Below are 15326 nucleotides of genomic sequence, written 5' to 3'. Positions count from 1 at the left end.
ATCCCATGCGACGTGCCCTCGGCCCAGGAACGGGCGAGGGTGCGCCATGCAGGTCGCCGGAAGGTCCGGTCCGGTTCCCGGCGAAGTCCGAATTCGCGCGAAATCCGTCGTGGGTGGGTCAGTCGCTGGCCGGACGCGAGTGGGGGATCTCCGGCGGGATGGGCGGCTCGCGCCCGACCCGGCCCGTGTCGGCCTCCGACTGCGCCAGCCGGTCGAAGAACCGCAGCAGCTCAACCGGGAACGGCATGACCAGCGTCGAGTTCTTCTCGGCCGCGACCTCGACGACCGTCTGCAGCAGGCGCAGCTGCATCGCGCCGGGCGTCTCGGCCATGATCGTGGAGGCGTCGGCGAGGCTCTGTGCGGCGCGGAACTCGCCGTCGGCGGTGATGACCCGGGCACGTCGTTCCCGTTCGGCCTCGGCCTGCTTGGACATCGCGCGTTTCATCTGCTCGGGTAGCTGGACGTCCTTGATCTCGACCCGGTCGACGTGCACGCCCCAGTCCTGCGTCGGGGCGTCGAGCAGCAGCCGCAGCTCCCGGTGCAGTTCGTCCCGGTTGGACAGCAGGTCGTCCAGCTCGCTCTTGCCGATGATCGATCGCAGCGACGTCTGCGCCAGCAGCTCCACCGCGATCATGTAACTCTGCACCTCGATCAGGGCCTTGTAGGGATCGGAGACGCGGAAGTAGACCACGGCGTCGACCTTGACGGAGACGTTGTCGCGGGTGATGCCCTCTTGCGAGGGGACCGGCAGCGTCACGATCTGCACGTTGACTTTCCGGAGGCGGTCCACCAACGGCAGGACCACGGCCAGGCCGGGCGGGCGTACGCGGGTCCGGGCCCGGCCGAACCGGAAGACGACGCCCCGTTCGACCTGATTGACGATCCGGACGCCGCCGAACAGCACCCAGAGAAAGACGAATGCGGCCAGCGCGCAGAGCGCCGTCCCCAGGAGTGTCGCTACGTCGCCGTCCTCACCCATGACGGGCACATTATCGAACTTTCGCGATATTTGGCGGCTTGGTCAGACCCCGTCGTCGTCCTCGTACGCCGACTCGCGGCCCTGGAGGAAGATGCGCAGATCGTTAGCGATCGCCGAGTCGACGTCCTTCTCCCGCTTGCGCAGGCCCCGCTGGACCGGCTGGGACCGCTTGCCGTTGCGGGACGCGGGAGCAGGCGTTTGCGGCGCGTGGAGCTGGGCCTGCAGGCCGGCGAACGCCGTCTCCACGGTGGCGACGAGCCGGGTCTCGGTCTCGGTCAACTCCCGACGGACCCGGGCCACCTCGAACCGGACGTAGCCGACCACCAGGGCGAGGACGGCGGCCGCCGACAGCCCGATCACGAGGCTGGCCGTCTTGAGGTGGCCGTCGCCGAGCCCGGCCAGGATCCACACCAGACTCACCACCAGCCCGGAGGCGGCGCAGATGGCCACCCGGATCAGCAACTCGCCACCGCGGCCGGTCGGCGTACGCGACGGCGGCACGACGATCGGCGGCACCTGTTCGGAGTCGCTCTCCGCCATGGCCGGCCTCCGTACTGACTCATCGGTCAACGTGACTGGGGTATCACAACCAGCCGCCGGGCGCACGGCCAGGCGGCATAGGTCGTGGACGAGGCTACCTTCGGCCGACCCCGGAAGGCTTCGGCCGGACGGCGACGGCGATCCGCGCCGGCTCCGGTGCCGGTGGCTCGGGCGGGACGCTGTTCAGGTCGAGTTGCTGCCGCCAGTACGCTATCGCGCCTTTGACGGTCGCGCGCAGGTAGTCCTTAACGTCACCGGGCAGACGCGGATCGGCGAGGTGCCGCTGCGCGTCGGCGAGCACGGGGTCGACGCGAGGCTTCGGGGAGGGCGGCGCGACCATGCCGAGTTCCTCCCGGGTGGCCAGTCCGGACTCGACCATCAACTCGCCCAGGCGTACGCCGAGAACGGGGGCGAGCTTGCGCAGGTTGTCCGGCGTCGGGGTGATCTCGCCGGCTTGATAGCGCGAGATCAGCGAGGCCGACACGCCCGAGGCCGCTTCGAGATCGCCGTCCGACAGAAATCCATTGCTGTCCATGAGTCGGCGGAGATACCACCCGAAGGGACTCTGCGGCTCTCTCCGGCGGCGACTCACGGATCCCATGGTACCGACCGGTAAGGGCCGCCGGGTCGGCGCGGTGCGCCCCGTTCGTGCGTCCGTGAAAGAGGAGCTCCTCCAAATGGTTCGAAGGCTGTCACCCATCCGGGCGACTAGGCGTCGTGCATGCATGGCTCTATAGTGCATGCGTGCACGAATTTAGCAAGCTTCCACGCCTGGCGTACAACGGAAAAGCGTTCGACGAGATCTTCGAGCTGCTGGGTCTCCGTACCGACGCCGAGAAGGCCAGATTCCTGGGCATCGCGGAGAGCAGCTTCAACCGCATCCGGCGCGGCGTCTCGATCCCAGGCGGGCAGTTCGTCGCGAGCGCGCTGCACGCGATGAAGTCCGAACCCAAGCTCGGCGGCCTGCCCGCCGAGCACACCCGGTTCGACCGGCTTTTCACGGTTGCGGTGGGCCGACCCAGGTGAGGCGCGCGCTGCGCCGCCACCTCCTCGTCTTGCTGTTGATGGTGCCGATCTGCGCGGTAGCAGTCGTGACGACACTGCTGGACCCGTGGGCCGCCGCACTGATCTTCACCGGCATGGCGATCGCGCTGGGCGCGGGAGGTGAGGCGATGCGCGCATTCACCGACGGCGAAGCCGCCGAGACTTCGAAGGAGAGGCAATCAACGTGAGTGATTGGGTCAGGTGCACCACGGGGTCCTACCGCCTGATCGGCGGAGACTCCCGGCACCGCAGGCCGAACGGTGGTCCGCGGCCCCGGCCCGTGGTCGCCGGCGCGGGGCGGGGCCGGGCCGCGCCGGCGGCGGGCCGGACCGAAGCCTGGCAGCTCGTGGTGCGAATCCAGCGGGGCGATGTCGAGGCGGTCGGCGAGTTCTACGACCGCTTCAACACGGAGGTCTACAAGTACATCTGGCTCTGGTGTGGTGAGGAGAAGCTCGCTCAGCAGTTGGTGCGGGAGGTCTGGGACCGGGCGCTGCGGCTCATCGGCGGGCTGCGGGCGACCGCCGACTCTCCCTTGTGCTGGTTGCTGGGCCTGGCCCGGGACCGGGCGGTACGCCACTTCCATTCCCGCCGCTATCGGCTGGGCCTGGTCGAGCTGGGGGAGCTGCGGGGGCCTGAGGACGACGGACGCGAACTGCTGGCGGCGGTACGCCGATTGTCGCCGCCGCAACAGGAGGCGATCGCGCTGACGTTCTTCTGCGGGCTCGACGAGGTCGACGCGGCCGCCGTGATGGGGCGTACGCCGGCGATGGTTCAGGCGCTGACCAAACGCGGCCGGGTGAAGCTGGCGGCGATGCTCACCGGAGGTACGCCGTGAACGGGCTGACCTCGCTGACCGTCGGTCAGCTGTGCCTGGCGCTCATCGCGATCGTCGTCATCGTCGCGACCGCCACCGCCCTCCTGGCCCATGTGCGGGGCCGGGAGATTCAAGAGTTGTACACGTACGTCAACCGCTGGGCCGGGGTCGACGACGACCTTGCCGGCTCGAATTTCATGGACGGCGTACCGCACGGGCCGGATCGTCGCCGGGTCAGTGACCCGCGGCAAGCCGCACGGCACCGGGCGGCGCTGCGATGAGCCGGGCGCGACGGTCCGGCGGCGCGGCGCGCGCGGCCAAGCGGACCCATCTGGCCCGCCGGAAGGCTCTCCCGCCGAATGCGGTACGCAAGGTGGAGGTGCGGTCGAGCGCTCCCGACGCCGCAGCCGCACCTCCACCGGAAAGCCGGAAACGCAAGTCTCCCGTGAAACGCACGGGAAAGAGCGCGGCGGGATCGCCGGCGGCGGCTTCCCGGGGGAAGCCGAAGATCCCGCCGCCCCGGGAGCCTCATCTCGAGGACCGGGGCCAGGCCGAACGTGAGGAGCTTGCCGGCAGCCGCCGCAACGCGGTCGCCATCTTCGACACGTCGGTGCCCCTGTACATGCAGACGGTCCGGGAGACCAGCATCTGCCCGGAGTTGAGCCCGTTGCGCTCGCTCATCGCCGCCGCCGACGTGGCGGCCGCGGATCTGGCCGCGTACGCCTTCCGCAGCGGCGCGGGCGATCCGATCGGGCCGCCGCCCGGGCTGGATCCGGCGTTCCTGACCGATTCGCAAGGCAAGTCCCCGAGCGGATCCCCGGACGGAGAAGCACCGGACGGAAAAGCGCCGGACGGAAAAGCGCCGAACGGCAAAGCTCCGGACGGAAAGGCACCGGACGGAGAAGCGCCGGACGGACAAGCCCCGCATGCGCAGGCCCTGAACGGCGACGCCTCGAATGGCGAAGCCATGGACGGCGAAAGCCGGAACGACACCGCCCCGAATGACACCGCCCCGAACGACGGCCCGCCGGAACCGGCGGGGGAGGAGGAATGATGGAGCTAGAAACGCTCGAGCAGACGCCGCACCACGCGCATCCGCTCATGCGTACCGGCGAGGTCGCCCGGCTGTTCCGGGTCGACCCGTCGACGGTGATCCGCTGGGCGCAGAAGGGCAAGTTCCAATGCGGCCGGACTTTGGGCGGACAACGCCGGTACCTCCGTTCGGAGATCGAGGCGTTGGCGGAGGCCGACGGGATGGGGATGATCTGGCCGTGAACAATTCGGACGGGCGCGCCGCCTAGGGTTCTACAGGAGCCCGAGGCGGCGCGCCCGTCCGACGGCGTCCCGCCGGGTGCCGACGGACAGCTTGCGGTAGATGCTGCGGACGTGGGTCTTCACGGTGTTCTGCGAGACAGACAGTTCGGCGGCCACGTCCCGCACGGTGAGCAGGCTCGGCAGGTAGCGCAGCACCGCCAGTTCCCGGTCCGTCAGATCCTCCAGCAGCCGGTCGCTCACGGTGACCGAGGCGACCGGGCGTACGGCGTCCAGGCGGACGCTCAGCAGGGGATAGTCGGCCACCAGATCGCGGTTGCGGTCCAGGAGCGCTCGGGCTTCCCCGCCCACCTCGCCGAACGGCGCCACGAGGCCGTCGACGTCGGCGATCACCAGTGCGGTCCCGATCGCGATCCGGACCGCTCCTTCATGGCCCAGCCGGTCGGCGATCAGGCTCTCCGCGAGCCACGCGTTCACCTGCGCCCAGGGACCGGCCGTGGCGCTCGTCCGGTGGACCGCCTCCAGGATCCGGGAGGCGGCGTTCAGCTCACCCCCGGCCAGATGCGCGCGGGCCGCCACGATGCACGCGTGACTGTCCAGCGGCGTACGGCCGTCGCGCATGGCGTAGCCGGCCGCGGTCACCGCCTTCGCCGGGCGGCCCTCCGCCAGGTGCAGTTCGGCGGTGGTCACCGCGCGCCAATCGTCCAGAAGGGACGGTCCGGTCGCCGGTCCGGCCGCGGCCAGCGCCTCGCGCGCAGCCGGCACGTCGCCGAGCGTCAGCAGGATCCGGGCTCGGACGAGTCCAGTGGCGTACGCGCTCGGCCGGTCGTCGCGGTCGCCCGGTTCGGCGCCGACCACGGTCAGCGCGTCCGACGCCGCCCCCCGCAGCCACAGCACCAAGCCGCGCGCCAGCCGGGCCGGCCGGCGGTACGCCTCCGGCACGTCCGAGGCGGCCGGATCGCGGGCGTACGCGAGCTGGGCGGCCTGCCCGACGTCCCCGCGCAGTGCGTGCACCAGGGCGAGCCCGCCCAGCGCCGCTCCGGAGGCCAGCGTCAGCTCCTGCTGACCACTGTGGACGGCAGCGGCCTCCAGGCTGGACCGAGCGAGCGTCAGATCGCCGGTCCATAGGGCGGCGTACCCGAGGCACTCGGCCGCGATCGCGCGCATCCCGTCCGCGGCGGGCACCAGGCCCGGGACGGTGGCGTCGAGCACCTCCAGCAGGGTCGTCATCGTCCGGCCGATCGCCTCGACGTCCTCGCGTTGCCGGGCGAGCAGCAGGTCGCCGAGGCACAACGCGGCCTGCATGGGCAGCCGGCGTTCCGTGGCGACCTCGCCGAAGCGCTCGCGGGCGAGTCTCGCGTACGCCCCGGCGGTGTGCTCGTCGTCCCGGGCGACCGCCGCCAGCGCAAGGACCGTCGCCGTCTCCGGATGACGGACCGCGTCGCGGGCGGGAACCCAGGCGGGCAGGCCCAGGAACACCTCCCGGGCGGTGCCCAGCACGAGCGGTGCGGCGACGCGTACGCCCACCTCCGCGGCCAGCTGGGGTCGGCCGGAGGCGGCCGCGTGCCGCAGGGCGGCCTCGGGCCGGTCGCGCTCGGCGTAATGCTGGGCGGCTCGGGCGTGCACGTCCGGAAGGTGCTCGGCGATCACCAGCCGCGCCTCGTCGCGAAGGAAGGCGGCGTAGGGCCGCCGCAGCTGTAACCGCTCCGGTTCCTCCGCTGGGCGTACCAGCAGATGATGTTCGCGGCGCAGGTGATCCAGCAGACGGGCGGCGTCGCGGCGGCCGGTGACCGCCTCCGCGGACCGCGCGTCGAGGTCGTCGAGCAGGCTGCACCGCAGCAGGAAGTCCCGATGCTCGGCCGGGAGGCGGCCGAGCAGCTCGGCCCGCAGGAAGTCGGCGAGGACGTCGGTGAATCCGGCGGTGTGGACGTCGGGTGCGCAGACTCCGGCGGCCAGCCCGCCGGTGCGGTCGACCAGCGCGGTCGCCTCGGTCGGGGTCAGGGTGCGCTGGCGCAGCGACCAGAACTGGGCCGCTTCGCGCGGGTTGAACGCCAGGTCGTCCGGGCCCACCTCGGTGAGCCGGCCGATGAGCCGCAGCCGGCTCAGCTGCGCGGCCGGCGCCTCGCGCGCGGCGAAGATGACCCGCACCTGCGGCATGTCGTGGCTGAGCAGCGCGGACACCATGCCGGCGGACCGGCGCAGATGCTCGCCGTTGTCGAGGACGATGATGAGCTGCTCATCCAGCTGCTCCAACGAGCGGGCGAGCAGGCCGACCGTCTCCGGTCGCCCGGTGGTGCCCGTCGCCCGGTGGACGGCCGTCGTCAGCGAAGTCCAGAAGACGGCCGGATCGCCGTCGAGCGGGCCGAGGCTCACCCAGGCGATCCGCGCGGCCCCGGCGGCGTCGGCGGCCCACATGGCCAGCGCGGTGGTCTTCCCGGATCCGGCCGGACCCGTGACCACGAGCAGATCTCCGGAACGCCCCTGGTCGAACGCCTCGTGCAGCCGCCGCCGGAGCAGACCGCCCGCGACGGGCGGCAGCCAAGTGTCCACAGTGGCTGGCGCCACGTTGTCGATGACGTGAGTCATGTGTCCCCGACCCCCCGCGGGAGCGAAACCGCCCGGCTGGAAGAGTCCGACGGGCTCCAAGCCTGGGCGCTTTCGTAGCATAAGCCCAAAATAAACGTCTTCGTGGGCGACTCCGGTCATGCGTTTTCGCATCCGGTCCCAGCCGGGGCCTGCTCGACTTGGTTACTGCACAACCTTTTTCACCTGACGAGGGTGACGCCGGCACCCGTTCGGACGGCGAAGGTTGGCGAGTGAACGCCGTCGAGTTGCGCGCCCGGGTGGACGACCTCATGTCGTCGGCCCACGATGACCTGGCCAAGCTCATCGCCATCCGGTCGGTGGCCGGAGCCGATGACCGTACCGCCGCCGAGTGCGTGCGAGCCGCCGAATGGGTGGCCGAAACGTTGCGGGGGGCGGGTTTCCCGCATGTCCGGCTGCTGCCCGTGCCGGAGGCCGGTCCGACGGTCTACGCCGACCGCTCCGACGCCGGACCGGACGCGCCGACCGTCCTGTTGTACGCCCATTACGACGTTCATCCGGCCCCGGACGAGGACGTCTGGAAGACGCCGCCGTTCGAGCTGACCGAGCTGGACGGCCGGTGGTACGGCCGCGGCGCGTCCGACTGCAAGGGCAACCTGCTCATGCACCTGACCGCCATCCGGGCACTGGGCGACGAGCTGCCGGTGAACCTGAAGGTCGTCGTCGAGGGCTCGGCCGAACGGAGTGCGGGCAGCCTGGCCCGGTCGCTGGGGGAGTACGCGTCGCTGCTGGCGGCCGACGTCTTCGTCATCGGCGACGCCGGCAACCTGGCGGTGGGCGTACCGGCCGTCACGGTGAGCCTGCGCGGCCACGTGGCGCTGTCGGTGACGGTGGAGACGCTGACCGAACCGCGCGAGGCCGGCCCGTACGGTGGACCCGCGCCGGACGCGCTGGCGGCCTTGCTGCTCATGCTGGCGAGCTTCCGGGACGCGGCCGGCAACACGAACGTCCTCGGACTGGACAACATGAGTTCGTGGGCGGGCGCGATCTACGCACCGGCCCGGTTCCGGGAGGACGCGGCCGTCCTGGACGGGGTGGCGCTGCTGGGGAACGGCGGGATCGCGGACAGCCTGTGGGCCCGCCCGGCGATCACCGTGCTCGACATCGACTATCCCGTACGCGGAGAGCACGGCATGATCCAGCCGTGGGCGCGGGCTCGGCTGGACTTGCGCGTACCGCCGCATGTGGACGAGGTGAAGGCGGCGCAGGCGCTCGTCGGCCACCTGAACGCGGTCGCGCCCTGGGGAGCCCACGTACGCGTCGACCGCGAGTCCGCCGTCCCGCCGTTCCTGGCGCGCGCCGGCGGCCCCGCGTACGCCGCCCTGACGGAGTCGCTGCGCGACGTCTACGGCGAGGAACCCGCCCAGCTGGGCCGGGGCGGCACCAACCCGCTCTGTGTCGGGCTCGCCGAGCACTTCCCGGACGCCGAGATCCTCCTGATCGGGGTGGAGGAGCCGCTGGCCCGCCGGCACGAGCCGGACGAGAGCGTGGATCCGGCCGAGATCGCCGATATGGCCCTGGTCGAGGCGTTGTTCCTGCGACGATGTGGGCGTGTCTCACCCATGGCGGGCGAAGACCCGCGTGTCGGGATCCTCGGACGATGACCGCATGACCAATCCGACGGAAGAGTTCTTCACGGAGCTGGCCGATCGCGGGCACGACCCGCGACTGGCCGGGGCCTCAGGCGCCCTGCGGATCGACGTCCACACCGATGGCGACCTGTCCGGCAAGCCGGCCGGGCACTGGCTGATCACGTTCGGCGACGGCGAAGTGGCGGTGGCCCGGGGCAAGGCTCCGGCGGACTGCGTCGTGCAGATCTCGCAAGACCTGCTCGACCGCCTCGTCACCGGCGAGGCCAACGGGATGGCCTCGGTGCTGCGCGGCGCGATGGCCATCCAAGGCGACATCGAGCTGCCCATCCAACTGCAGCGGATCTTCCCGGGGCCGCCGGCCTCCCGGGTCTCCGCGCTCGAGGCGAGCGGGAGTGCGTCATGAGCGTGAGCATCCTGCACGGGAACACCTTCGTGGTCAGCGACGACCGCGGGGACATCGAGGCGAGCCCGACCGAGCCGGACGGGCTGTTCGCCTGGGACACCCGGTTTCTGTCGCGCTGGGTGCTGACCGTCGACGGGCAGCGGCTGCAGGCCTTGTCGACCGACGACATGCAGTACTTCGAGACCCGGTTCTTCCTGGTTCCGGAGACCGGCACGGTGTACGTCGACGCGAAGCTGTCGGTCATCCGGCGGCGTACGGTGACGCCGAGCGGCTTCGACGAGCAGCTGACCCTGCTCAACCACGCGGACGAGGCGGTCGACCTCGCCGTGCGGATGGACGTGGCGTGCGACTTCGCCGACCTGTTCGACGTCAAGAACGCGCAGGAGAAGAAGGGCAAGCTCTACACGCGCCTCGACGGCGACCGGCTGGTGTGCGGCTACGAACGCGACACCTACCACCGGGAGACCATCATCTCCAGTACCGTCCCCGCCGTGGTGGACGACCACGGGATGTCGTTCTTCCTGCACATCGCGCCGCACGAGCAGTGGACGACCGATCTGCACCTGGCGGCGGCCATCGTCGGCCCCGGCGGCCATCCGGCGACGCTGGCCCGCGATCGGAGCAAGCCCGACCTCGAGAAGGACCTCGATCACTGGATCCGGCAGGCGCCGCGGACGGAATGCGACTGGCGGCCGCTGGCCGACATCTACCAGCGCAGCCTGACCGACCTCGCCGCGCTGCGGTTCTCCCCGCTCACCTCGGGCGGGCGCAGCCTGCCCGCGGCCGGGCTGCCCTGGTTCATGACGATGTTCGGCCGGGACAGCATCTTCACCAGTCTTCAGGCGCTGCCGTTCGAGCCGGAGCTGGCGGCGACGACGCTGAAGGAACTCGGCGCCCGGCAGGGCACCCGGACGGACGACTTCCGGGACGAGGACCCCGGACGCATCCTGCATGAGATCCGGTACGGCGAGTCGGCCGCCTTCGAGGAACAGCCGCACAGCCCGTACTTCGGCAATGCCGACGCCACTCCGCTGTTCGTGGTGCTCCTGGACGAGTACGAGCGGTGGACGGGCGATACCAAGCTCGTGAAGGCGCTGGAGTTCCAGGCCCGCGCCGCGCTCGACTGGATCGACGAGTACGCCGACCTGATGGGCAACGGGTACATCTCCTACGAGCGGCGCAACGAGGAGACCGGCCTGGAGAACCAGTGCTGGAAGGACTCCTGGGACTCCATCTCCTACCAGGACGGCCGGCTGCCCGGCTTTCCGCGCGCCACCTGCGAACTGCAGGGGTACGCGTACGACGCGAAGGTGCGGGGCGCCCGGCTGGCCCGGACCGTGTGGAACGATCCGGCGCTGGCCGAGCGGCTGGAGAAGTCCGCGGCGGATCTGAAGAAGCGGTTCAACCGGGACTACTGGGTGGCCGAGGGCAAGTACTTCGCCCTGGCGGTGGAAGCCGACGGCTCCCAGGTGGACGCGCTGTCGTCCAACATCGGGCACCTGTTGTGGAGCGGGATCGTCGACAACGGCAAGGCCAAGGCGATCGCCGGGCACCTCATGAGTCCACAGCTGTTCTCCGGCTGGGGCGTCCGCACCCTGGCCACGGACGCCCAGCGGTTCAATCCGATCGGTTACCACACCGGCACGGTGTGGCCGTTCGACAACTCGTTCATCGCCTGGGGCCTGCGCAGGTACGGATTCAAGCGGGAGGCGGCCCGGATCGCGGCGGGCATCCTGGACGCCGCGACGTACTTCGAGGGCCGCCTGCCGGAGGCGTTCGGCGGATACGAACGCGACCTGACCCGCTATCCGGTGCAATATCCGACGGCGTGCAGCCCGCAGGCGTGGTCCACGGGGGCGCCGCTGCTGTTCCTGCGTACGATGCTCGGGCTCGAACCGCTGGGGGAGCATCTGGTGGTCGATCCGGCGCTACCGGCCGGCATGGGCCATCTGGCGTTGCTCGACATCCCCGGCCGCTGGGGCCAGATCGACGCGTTCGGCCGGGGCCGTATCGACGTCGGTCCGGGACGGAGGTCCCGGCGGCAACTGGGGACCGAGCAGGGTCAGGAGAGTCTGTCGGACAGACCCGCTTGACCGACTCGGCGGTTCTCATCTCAACTCGTCGTTCTGCCTAGCTCGCGGTTCGGCTCGGGTTCCGAGTCAGCCTGGCTCGCGATGGTGCTCAGGGCGCGGTCAGGGCTCGTTGAAGCGGGAATCGCGCCCCTGCAGGTACATCTGGAACTCCTCGGAGAGGATCTGTCCTGGGGTGCCGGCGTCCGGACGCCGTTGGGCCGTCCGGCGCCGGCGCCGGGGACGGTTCGGCCGTCGCTGCTGCGGCGCGACAAGGCTCGCGTGGGCCGAGACGGTGTGCGCCACCGCCGCGACCGCGGTCTGCATGCGGGCCTCGGCCACGACGATCTCGCGTCGCACCCGGCCCACTTCCATCAAGGCGTGCCCGGCCAGCAGAGCCGCGGTCACGGACAGTCCGATGATCACCGACCAGGCTTTGACCACGGGATCGACCGCGCTGGCGATGATCCAGACCAGGCTGACGACCACGGCCGAGACCATTCCGTACGCGATCCGCATGATCGTGTCGGTGCTGCTGCGCCCCGAGACATCCGGGGCCTGGGTGATGATGACCGGCCCGACGCCGGCCCAAGACTCCTTACGCTCCTCCGCCATAGCGGCTCCTCCCGGCGGCGTGACTGATGCGTCCGGTCCCTCGTGCCAAGGTTCGCATCCGCCACGCGATCGAGTAGCCACAGTCCGTCACGAGAGGACCGGTGCGACATCGTACTTTCGGGCGGGCCTCCGTACCCGGTTGGCCGCGTATGCAAGTTCCACATTGCAAGCCAGCGTCGCACGTGCGTGCATGGACAATCGTCGAATCATGACGTCAGGGACGACGTGACCGGCAGAACTCGCGTGGCGTCCGTGGAAGTTCCATTCCGGGATTTCTGATCGGCCAGGTGCTAATGGGCCGAACGGGTGAACACGTACGCGCGACGACGTGCTAACGCTCTGTCAACCAAAGAGTCAGGCGGCGCGTACGCCGCGGCCGGCGGCACGGTCGGCCGCGCTCGGCTCGGCCGGCGCCTTGAGACCGGTCTGCTGACGCCAGAACGCGATAGCCCCCCGCAGGGTGTCACGCAGGTATTCCTTGGCGGAGTCCGGCCGCGTGGGGTCGGACAGCAGGCGCTGCGCCTCCGCCAGGCTGGCGTCCAGTTTGGTCGTCGCCGTCGCCCGCGGCACCATCCCGAGTTCCTCGGAGGTGGCGAGCGTGGCCTCGACCATCAGCTCGCCCAGGCTGACCCCGAGATAGGGGGCGAGCCGCCGTAGATTCTGCACGCTCGGCTCGATGTCGCCGGACTGGTAACGAGAGATGAGCGAAGCGGAGACGCCCGTCGCCGCGGCCAATTCGCCGTCGGAGGCGAAACCGTGGGCCTCCATAAGGGCCCGGAGGTACCACCCGAAGGGTGTCTGCGGGTCACGGCGCTTCTTGCTCACATGCAAGATCTTACGCCCCAGGTCAGACGCTCGTCACGACAGCGTGACGTATTTCTTGCACGTGTGCAGGACATTTCGGGTTATCCCGGGCTGGTATCACTCGAACGGTGGATATGATCCATGCATGCATGACTTTACTATGCATGCGTGCGTGAACACAAGAACGCTCTTCTGAGCCCGGTGGTGACGAGGTGACCTTGCGGAACATTCGTCACCCCGCACCCCGCACCGTCGATCACCCCTCCGGTTCCGGCCGCGTACGCGACCGGGCGGCCCAGCCCGATTCCGACGGCGACCCGTGGTCGCTGATCGAGCGGGCCCAACAGGGCGACCTCAGCGCATTCGGCGAGCTGTACGCGCGCTACAACGCCGAGGTCTTCCGCTACCTGTGGCAGCGTTGCGGCCACGTCCAGCTGGCTCAGGACCTGGCCGGCGACGTCTGGGAACGGGCGTTGCGCGGCATCGGCCGGCTGAACTACCGCGGCGCGCCCCCATTGGCCTGGCTGATGACGATCGCCCGCAACCGGGCGATCGACCACTTCCGGTCGGGCCGATTCCGGATGGAGGTGCTCAGCGACGCGACCCGGGACATGGGTCAGATCGACGACTCCGCCGACATCGAGCAGATCGCCGTAACCCGCTTGGAGTCGGCCATCGTGCTCCAAGCGGTCCAGGAGTTGTCATCCGCCCAGCGACAGGCCATCACCCTGACCTACTTCGCCGGGCTGACCTGTCCCGAGGCGGCTGTCCGGATGGGCGTCACCGAGGACGCGGTGAAGGCGCTCAACATGCGCGCCCGCCGGACCATGGCCCGTCGGCTGAGCGTCGGCGTCGAACGCACCGCCCTGGCGAGGTGAGCACCATGTTGCGTGCCATCGGACCGCTGATCGGCGGCGGGCCCCGGCCGGGGTGGGCGGTGATCCCGCCGCCGGACCGAGGCCCCTACCGGCAGGCGGTGCAACTGCCGGCCGGCGAGGTCAAAGCACTCCGCGTGCACGGTGTCGCCGCCCTCGGCGACCTCTCGCCCAGCCGGGTCGTCGCGATCGCGCGGGCGGCTCGCGTACCCAATTTCCGCACCGCCCCGCGAAGGAGAACCCGGTGAGCCTGCATGACAACGTGACGGTCGGCCTGCTGTGCCTGTCCGGTGGTGCGGCCGCGCTGGTGACGGTGGTGACCACGTCGTTCGTCGTCCACATTCGTCACCGTGAGATCCGGCGGCAGGCCGAGCACATCCGGCGCTGGGCCGACGCCCGGCCCGAACGGCGGGCCCTGCCGACGCTGAACCCGCTGCCCGACGGCTTCGAGGAGGTGCCCGAGGCGCCGGTCGTGTACGCCTGGTGGACGCCGTCCAAGGAGGATCTGACCGAGACGGCCGTCCTGCCCCGGATGACCGACGACATCCTGACGGCCGAGGCCCTGCGGTTCGAGGTGACCCAGGTCCTGCAGACGATCCCGTGGCGTCCTGCCACGACCACGGTGCCGTCCCGGCGCGGTCACCTCGACGTCATCGAGGGGTACGCCCGCGCCGGGCGGCACCGGGCAGGACCCCGGTGACCCCACCCACCTCGACCGTCGCACCACCCGCTCCGGGCCGGCACCGCAGCCCGGAGCCGCCGTACAACCACCGCCGCGTCGCCATCCTGGTCGTCGCGGCGGTGGCGCTCGTCCTCGCGGCCGGGATCAGCGTGGCGGCGTTCGTCGCCGTGGCGTCCGATCCCGACCCGCCGGCGGGTACCCATCGCTAGCCCGCCGGTGGGTGATCACGCCGTCGCAGAGTCGATCAGGGCAGTCGGGACACGACACGCCGGTCGATCATGGCCGATGGTTCATGATCGCGCGGAAAGGCCGGACAGGAGAACGGAGCGCAGGGGGACGGTGGTCGCGAGCGCGACGACAAGGCCGCCGCCGGCGCGTACGTCGGTCAGGTGAATGTCCTCTGTGGGCCAGTCCGGTGCCACGCCGTCGGCGATCGCGAGCGCCCCGCGAGTGTCGAGGGCGTCGAAGCGTACGGCCAAGCCGTGTCCGGTCAGTTTGACGGCCGCCTCCTTGCGGGTCCACCGACGGAGGAACCACCCCACTTGGTCCGGTGGCGGCACCTCGGCGAACTCGGCCCGTTCGGCGGCGGTGAGCGTACCGATCAGGGAGTCGAGGTCGCGGGCGGTGGCCTCGTGCTCCAGGTCCACTCCGACCCGGCCCGCGCCCACGACGGCGAGGACGACCCACTCCCGCGTGTGGCTCACGGACAGGTCGATCGGCCCGGGGACGGTCGGGCGCCCGTGCGGGCCGCCGCACCGGCGACAGGTCCGGTCGATCGGCACGGCGTCCGGCCTCACGCCCAGATACCGCGCGGCCACCTCGCGCTGCGCGCTGCGCGAGGTGAGGAACGTCCGGCGGGCGTGCTCGGCCAGGAACCGGTCCGCCTGGGCCCGCTCCTCGTCGGAGATCCAATCGGAGATCCAACTTGTACGCGCGGCGACCGGAATGGGCCAGAGGTGGCAGACCCCGGCCGGGGGAGCCGACGCGGCGTCCGGCACGGCAAGCTCACCCCAGATCTCGTCCACGCGCTCAC

The 15326-nt window shown here is 70.7% G+C and carries 19 protein-coding genes and 1 pseudogene; 13 read left to right on the top strand and 7 right to left on the bottom strand.

Annotated elements, in window-relative coordinates; genetic code table 11:
- Positions 1-118: 118 nt before the first annotated feature.
- The 3 genes from HDA40_RS05980 to HDA40_RS05970 form a co-directional block, all read right to left on the bottom strand.
- Positions 119-979, bottom strand: coding sequence for an SPFH domain-containing protein (locus HDA40_RS05980; RefSeq protein WP_253752784.1), 861 nt, complete (start codon positions 977-979; stop codon positions 119-121).
- A 42-nt stretch (positions 980-1021) separates the two neighbouring features.
- Positions 1022-1519: a hypothetical protein gene (locus HDA40_RS05975; RefSeq protein ID WP_253752782.1), complete on the bottom strand. Its 498-nt coding sequence runs from the start codon at positions 1517-1519 to the stop codon at positions 1022-1024.
- 94 nt (positions 1520-1613) lie between these two features.
- Positions 1614-2111, bottom strand: a complete 498-nt coding sequence (locus HDA40_RS05970; RefSeq protein WP_253752780.1) for a helix-turn-helix domain-containing protein — start codon at positions 2109-2111, stop codon at positions 1614-1616.
- Between the two features lie 152 nt (positions 2112-2263).
- Between HDA40_RS05970 and HDA40_RS05965 the strand changes: the two genes are divergently transcribed.
- The 6 genes from HDA40_RS05965 (at position 2264) to HDA40_RS05940 (ending at position 4652) form a co-directional block, all read left to right on the top strand.
- The gene (locus HDA40_RS05965) at positions 2264-2545 is read left to right on the top strand and encodes a hypothetical protein (protein ID WP_253752778.1); all 282 of its coding nucleotides are present in this window, start codon (positions 2264-2266) and stop codon (positions 2543-2545) included.
- Positions 2542-2751 carry a hypothetical protein gene (locus HDA40_RS05960; RefSeq protein WP_253752776.1) on the top strand — a complete coding sequence of 70 codons (210 nt, stop codon included), beginning with the start codon at positions 2542-2544 and terminating at the stop codon, positions 2749-2751. The genes HDA40_RS05965 and HDA40_RS05960 overlap by 4 nt, the downstream gene beginning before the upstream one ends.
- On the top strand, positions 2748-3398 hold the full coding sequence (locus HDA40_RS42010; RefSeq protein WP_253752774.1) for an RNA polymerase sigma factor: 651 nt from the start codon (positions 2748-2750) through the stop codon (positions 3396-3398). The genes HDA40_RS05960 and HDA40_RS42010 overlap by 4 nt, the downstream gene beginning before the upstream one ends.
- Positions 3395-3658 (top strand): hypothetical protein, encoded by a 264-nt coding sequence (locus HDA40_RS05950; protein ID WP_253752772.1) that lies wholly within the window; start codon positions 3395-3397, stop codon positions 3656-3658. The genes HDA40_RS42010 and HDA40_RS05950 overlap by 4 nt, the downstream gene beginning before the upstream one ends.
- Before the next feature lie 164 nt (positions 3659-3822).
- Positions 3823-4431, top strand: coding sequence for a hypothetical protein (locus HDA40_RS05945; protein ID WP_253752770.1), 609 nt, complete (start codon positions 3823-3825; stop codon positions 4429-4431).
- Positions 4428-4652 (top strand): helix-turn-helix domain-containing protein, encoded by a 225-nt coding sequence (locus tag HDA40_RS05940; protein ID WP_275978187.1) that lies wholly within the window; start codon positions 4428-4430, stop codon positions 4650-4652. The genes HDA40_RS05945 and HDA40_RS05940 overlap by 4 nt, the downstream gene beginning before the upstream one ends.
- Positions 4653-4682: 30 nt before the next feature.
- Here the strand turns inward: HDA40_RS05940 and HDA40_RS05935 are convergent, their stop codons facing one another.
- Positions 4683-7235 carry a winged helix-turn-helix domain-containing protein gene (locus tag HDA40_RS05935; RefSeq protein ID WP_253752768.1) on the bottom strand — a complete coding sequence of 851 codons (2553 nt, stop codon included), beginning with the start codon at positions 7233-7235 and terminating at the stop codon, positions 4683-4685.
- Between the two features lie 230 nt (positions 7236-7465).
- Between HDA40_RS05935 and HDA40_RS05930 the strand changes: the two genes are divergently transcribed.
- The 3 genes and pseudogenes from HDA40_RS05930 to HDA40_RS05920 form a co-directional block, all read left to right on the top strand.
- Positions 7466-8857: a M20/M25/M40 family metallo-hydrolase gene (locus HDA40_RS05930; RefSeq protein WP_253752767.1), complete on the top strand. Its 1392-nt coding sequence runs from the start codon at positions 7466-7468 to the stop codon at positions 8855-8857.
- A gap of 4 nt (positions 8858-8861) precedes the next feature.
- Positions 8862-9248 carry an SCP2 sterol-binding domain-containing protein gene (locus HDA40_RS05925; protein WP_253752764.1) on the top strand — a complete coding sequence of 129 codons (387 nt, stop codon included), beginning with the start codon at positions 8862-8864 and terminating at the stop codon, positions 9246-9248.
- Positions 9245-11266 (top strand): annotated as a pseudogene (locus tag HDA40_RS05920) (amylo-alpha-1,6-glucosidase); the annotation flags it as partial. The gene HDA40_RS05925 and the pseudogene HDA40_RS05920, both read left to right, overlap by 4 nt.
- A 174-nt stretch (positions 11267-11440) precedes the next feature.
- Here HDA40_RS05920 and HDA40_RS05915 read toward each other — a convergent pair.
- Together HDA40_RS05915 and HDA40_RS05910 are read right to left on the bottom strand one after the other, a co-directional pair.
- Positions 11441-11932 carry a hypothetical protein gene (locus HDA40_RS05915; RefSeq protein WP_253752762.1) on the bottom strand — a complete coding sequence of 164 codons (492 nt, stop codon included), beginning with the start codon at positions 11930-11932 and terminating at the stop codon, positions 11441-11443.
- 354 nt (positions 11933-12286) lie between these two features.
- Positions 12287-12757, bottom strand: coding sequence for a helix-turn-helix domain-containing protein (locus HDA40_RS05910; RefSeq protein WP_253752760.1), 471 nt, complete (start codon positions 12755-12757; stop codon positions 12287-12289).
- Between the two features lie 197 nt (positions 12758-12954).
- On the opposite strand from HDA40_RS05910, the gene HDA40_RS05905 reads away from it, so the two are divergent.
- From HDA40_RS05905 to HDA40_RS05890, 4 genes are read left to right on the top strand one after another with little or no spacing between them, the layout of a single operon-like run.
- The gene (locus HDA40_RS05905) at positions 12955-13614 is read left to right on the top strand and encodes an RNA polymerase sigma factor (protein WP_253752758.1); all 660 of its coding nucleotides are present in this window, start codon (positions 12955-12957) and stop codon (positions 13612-13614) included.
- Between the two features lie 5 nt (positions 13615-13619).
- Entirely contained in the window at positions 13620-13859 is a 240-nt protein-coding gene (locus HDA40_RS05900; protein WP_253752756.1) for a hypothetical protein, read from the top strand.
- A complete protein-coding gene (locus HDA40_RS05895; protein ID WP_253752754.1) occupies positions 13856-14311 on the top strand; it encodes a hypothetical protein in 456 nt (151 codons plus the stop codon). The genes HDA40_RS05900 and HDA40_RS05895 overlap by 4 nt, the downstream gene beginning before the upstream one ends.
- The gene (locus HDA40_RS05890) at positions 14308-14502 is read left to right on the top strand and encodes a hypothetical protein (RefSeq protein WP_253752752.1); all 195 of its coding nucleotides are present in this window, start codon (positions 14308-14310) and stop codon (positions 14500-14502) included. The genes HDA40_RS05895 and HDA40_RS05890 overlap by 4 nt, the downstream gene beginning before the upstream one ends.
- An 81-nt stretch (positions 14503-14583) precedes the next feature.
- On the opposite strand, the gene HDA40_RS42005 is transcribed toward HDA40_RS05890, so the two are convergent.
- A complete protein-coding gene (locus HDA40_RS42005) occupies positions 14584-15318 on the bottom strand; it encodes a 4'-phosphopantetheinyl transferase family protein (protein ID WP_253752750.1) in 735 nt (244 codons plus the stop codon).
- Positions 15319-15326: the final 8 nt, after the last annotated feature.

The organism is Hamadaea flava, from assembly GCF_024172085.1.
In the GTDB taxonomy this organism is placed as follows: domain Bacteria; phylum Actinomycetota; class Actinomycetes; order Mycobacteriales; family Micromonosporaceae; genus Hamadaea; species Hamadaea flava.
Note: the sequence above shows the minus strand (reverse complement) of the source record. Positions and strands in the feature narration are given on the sequence as shown.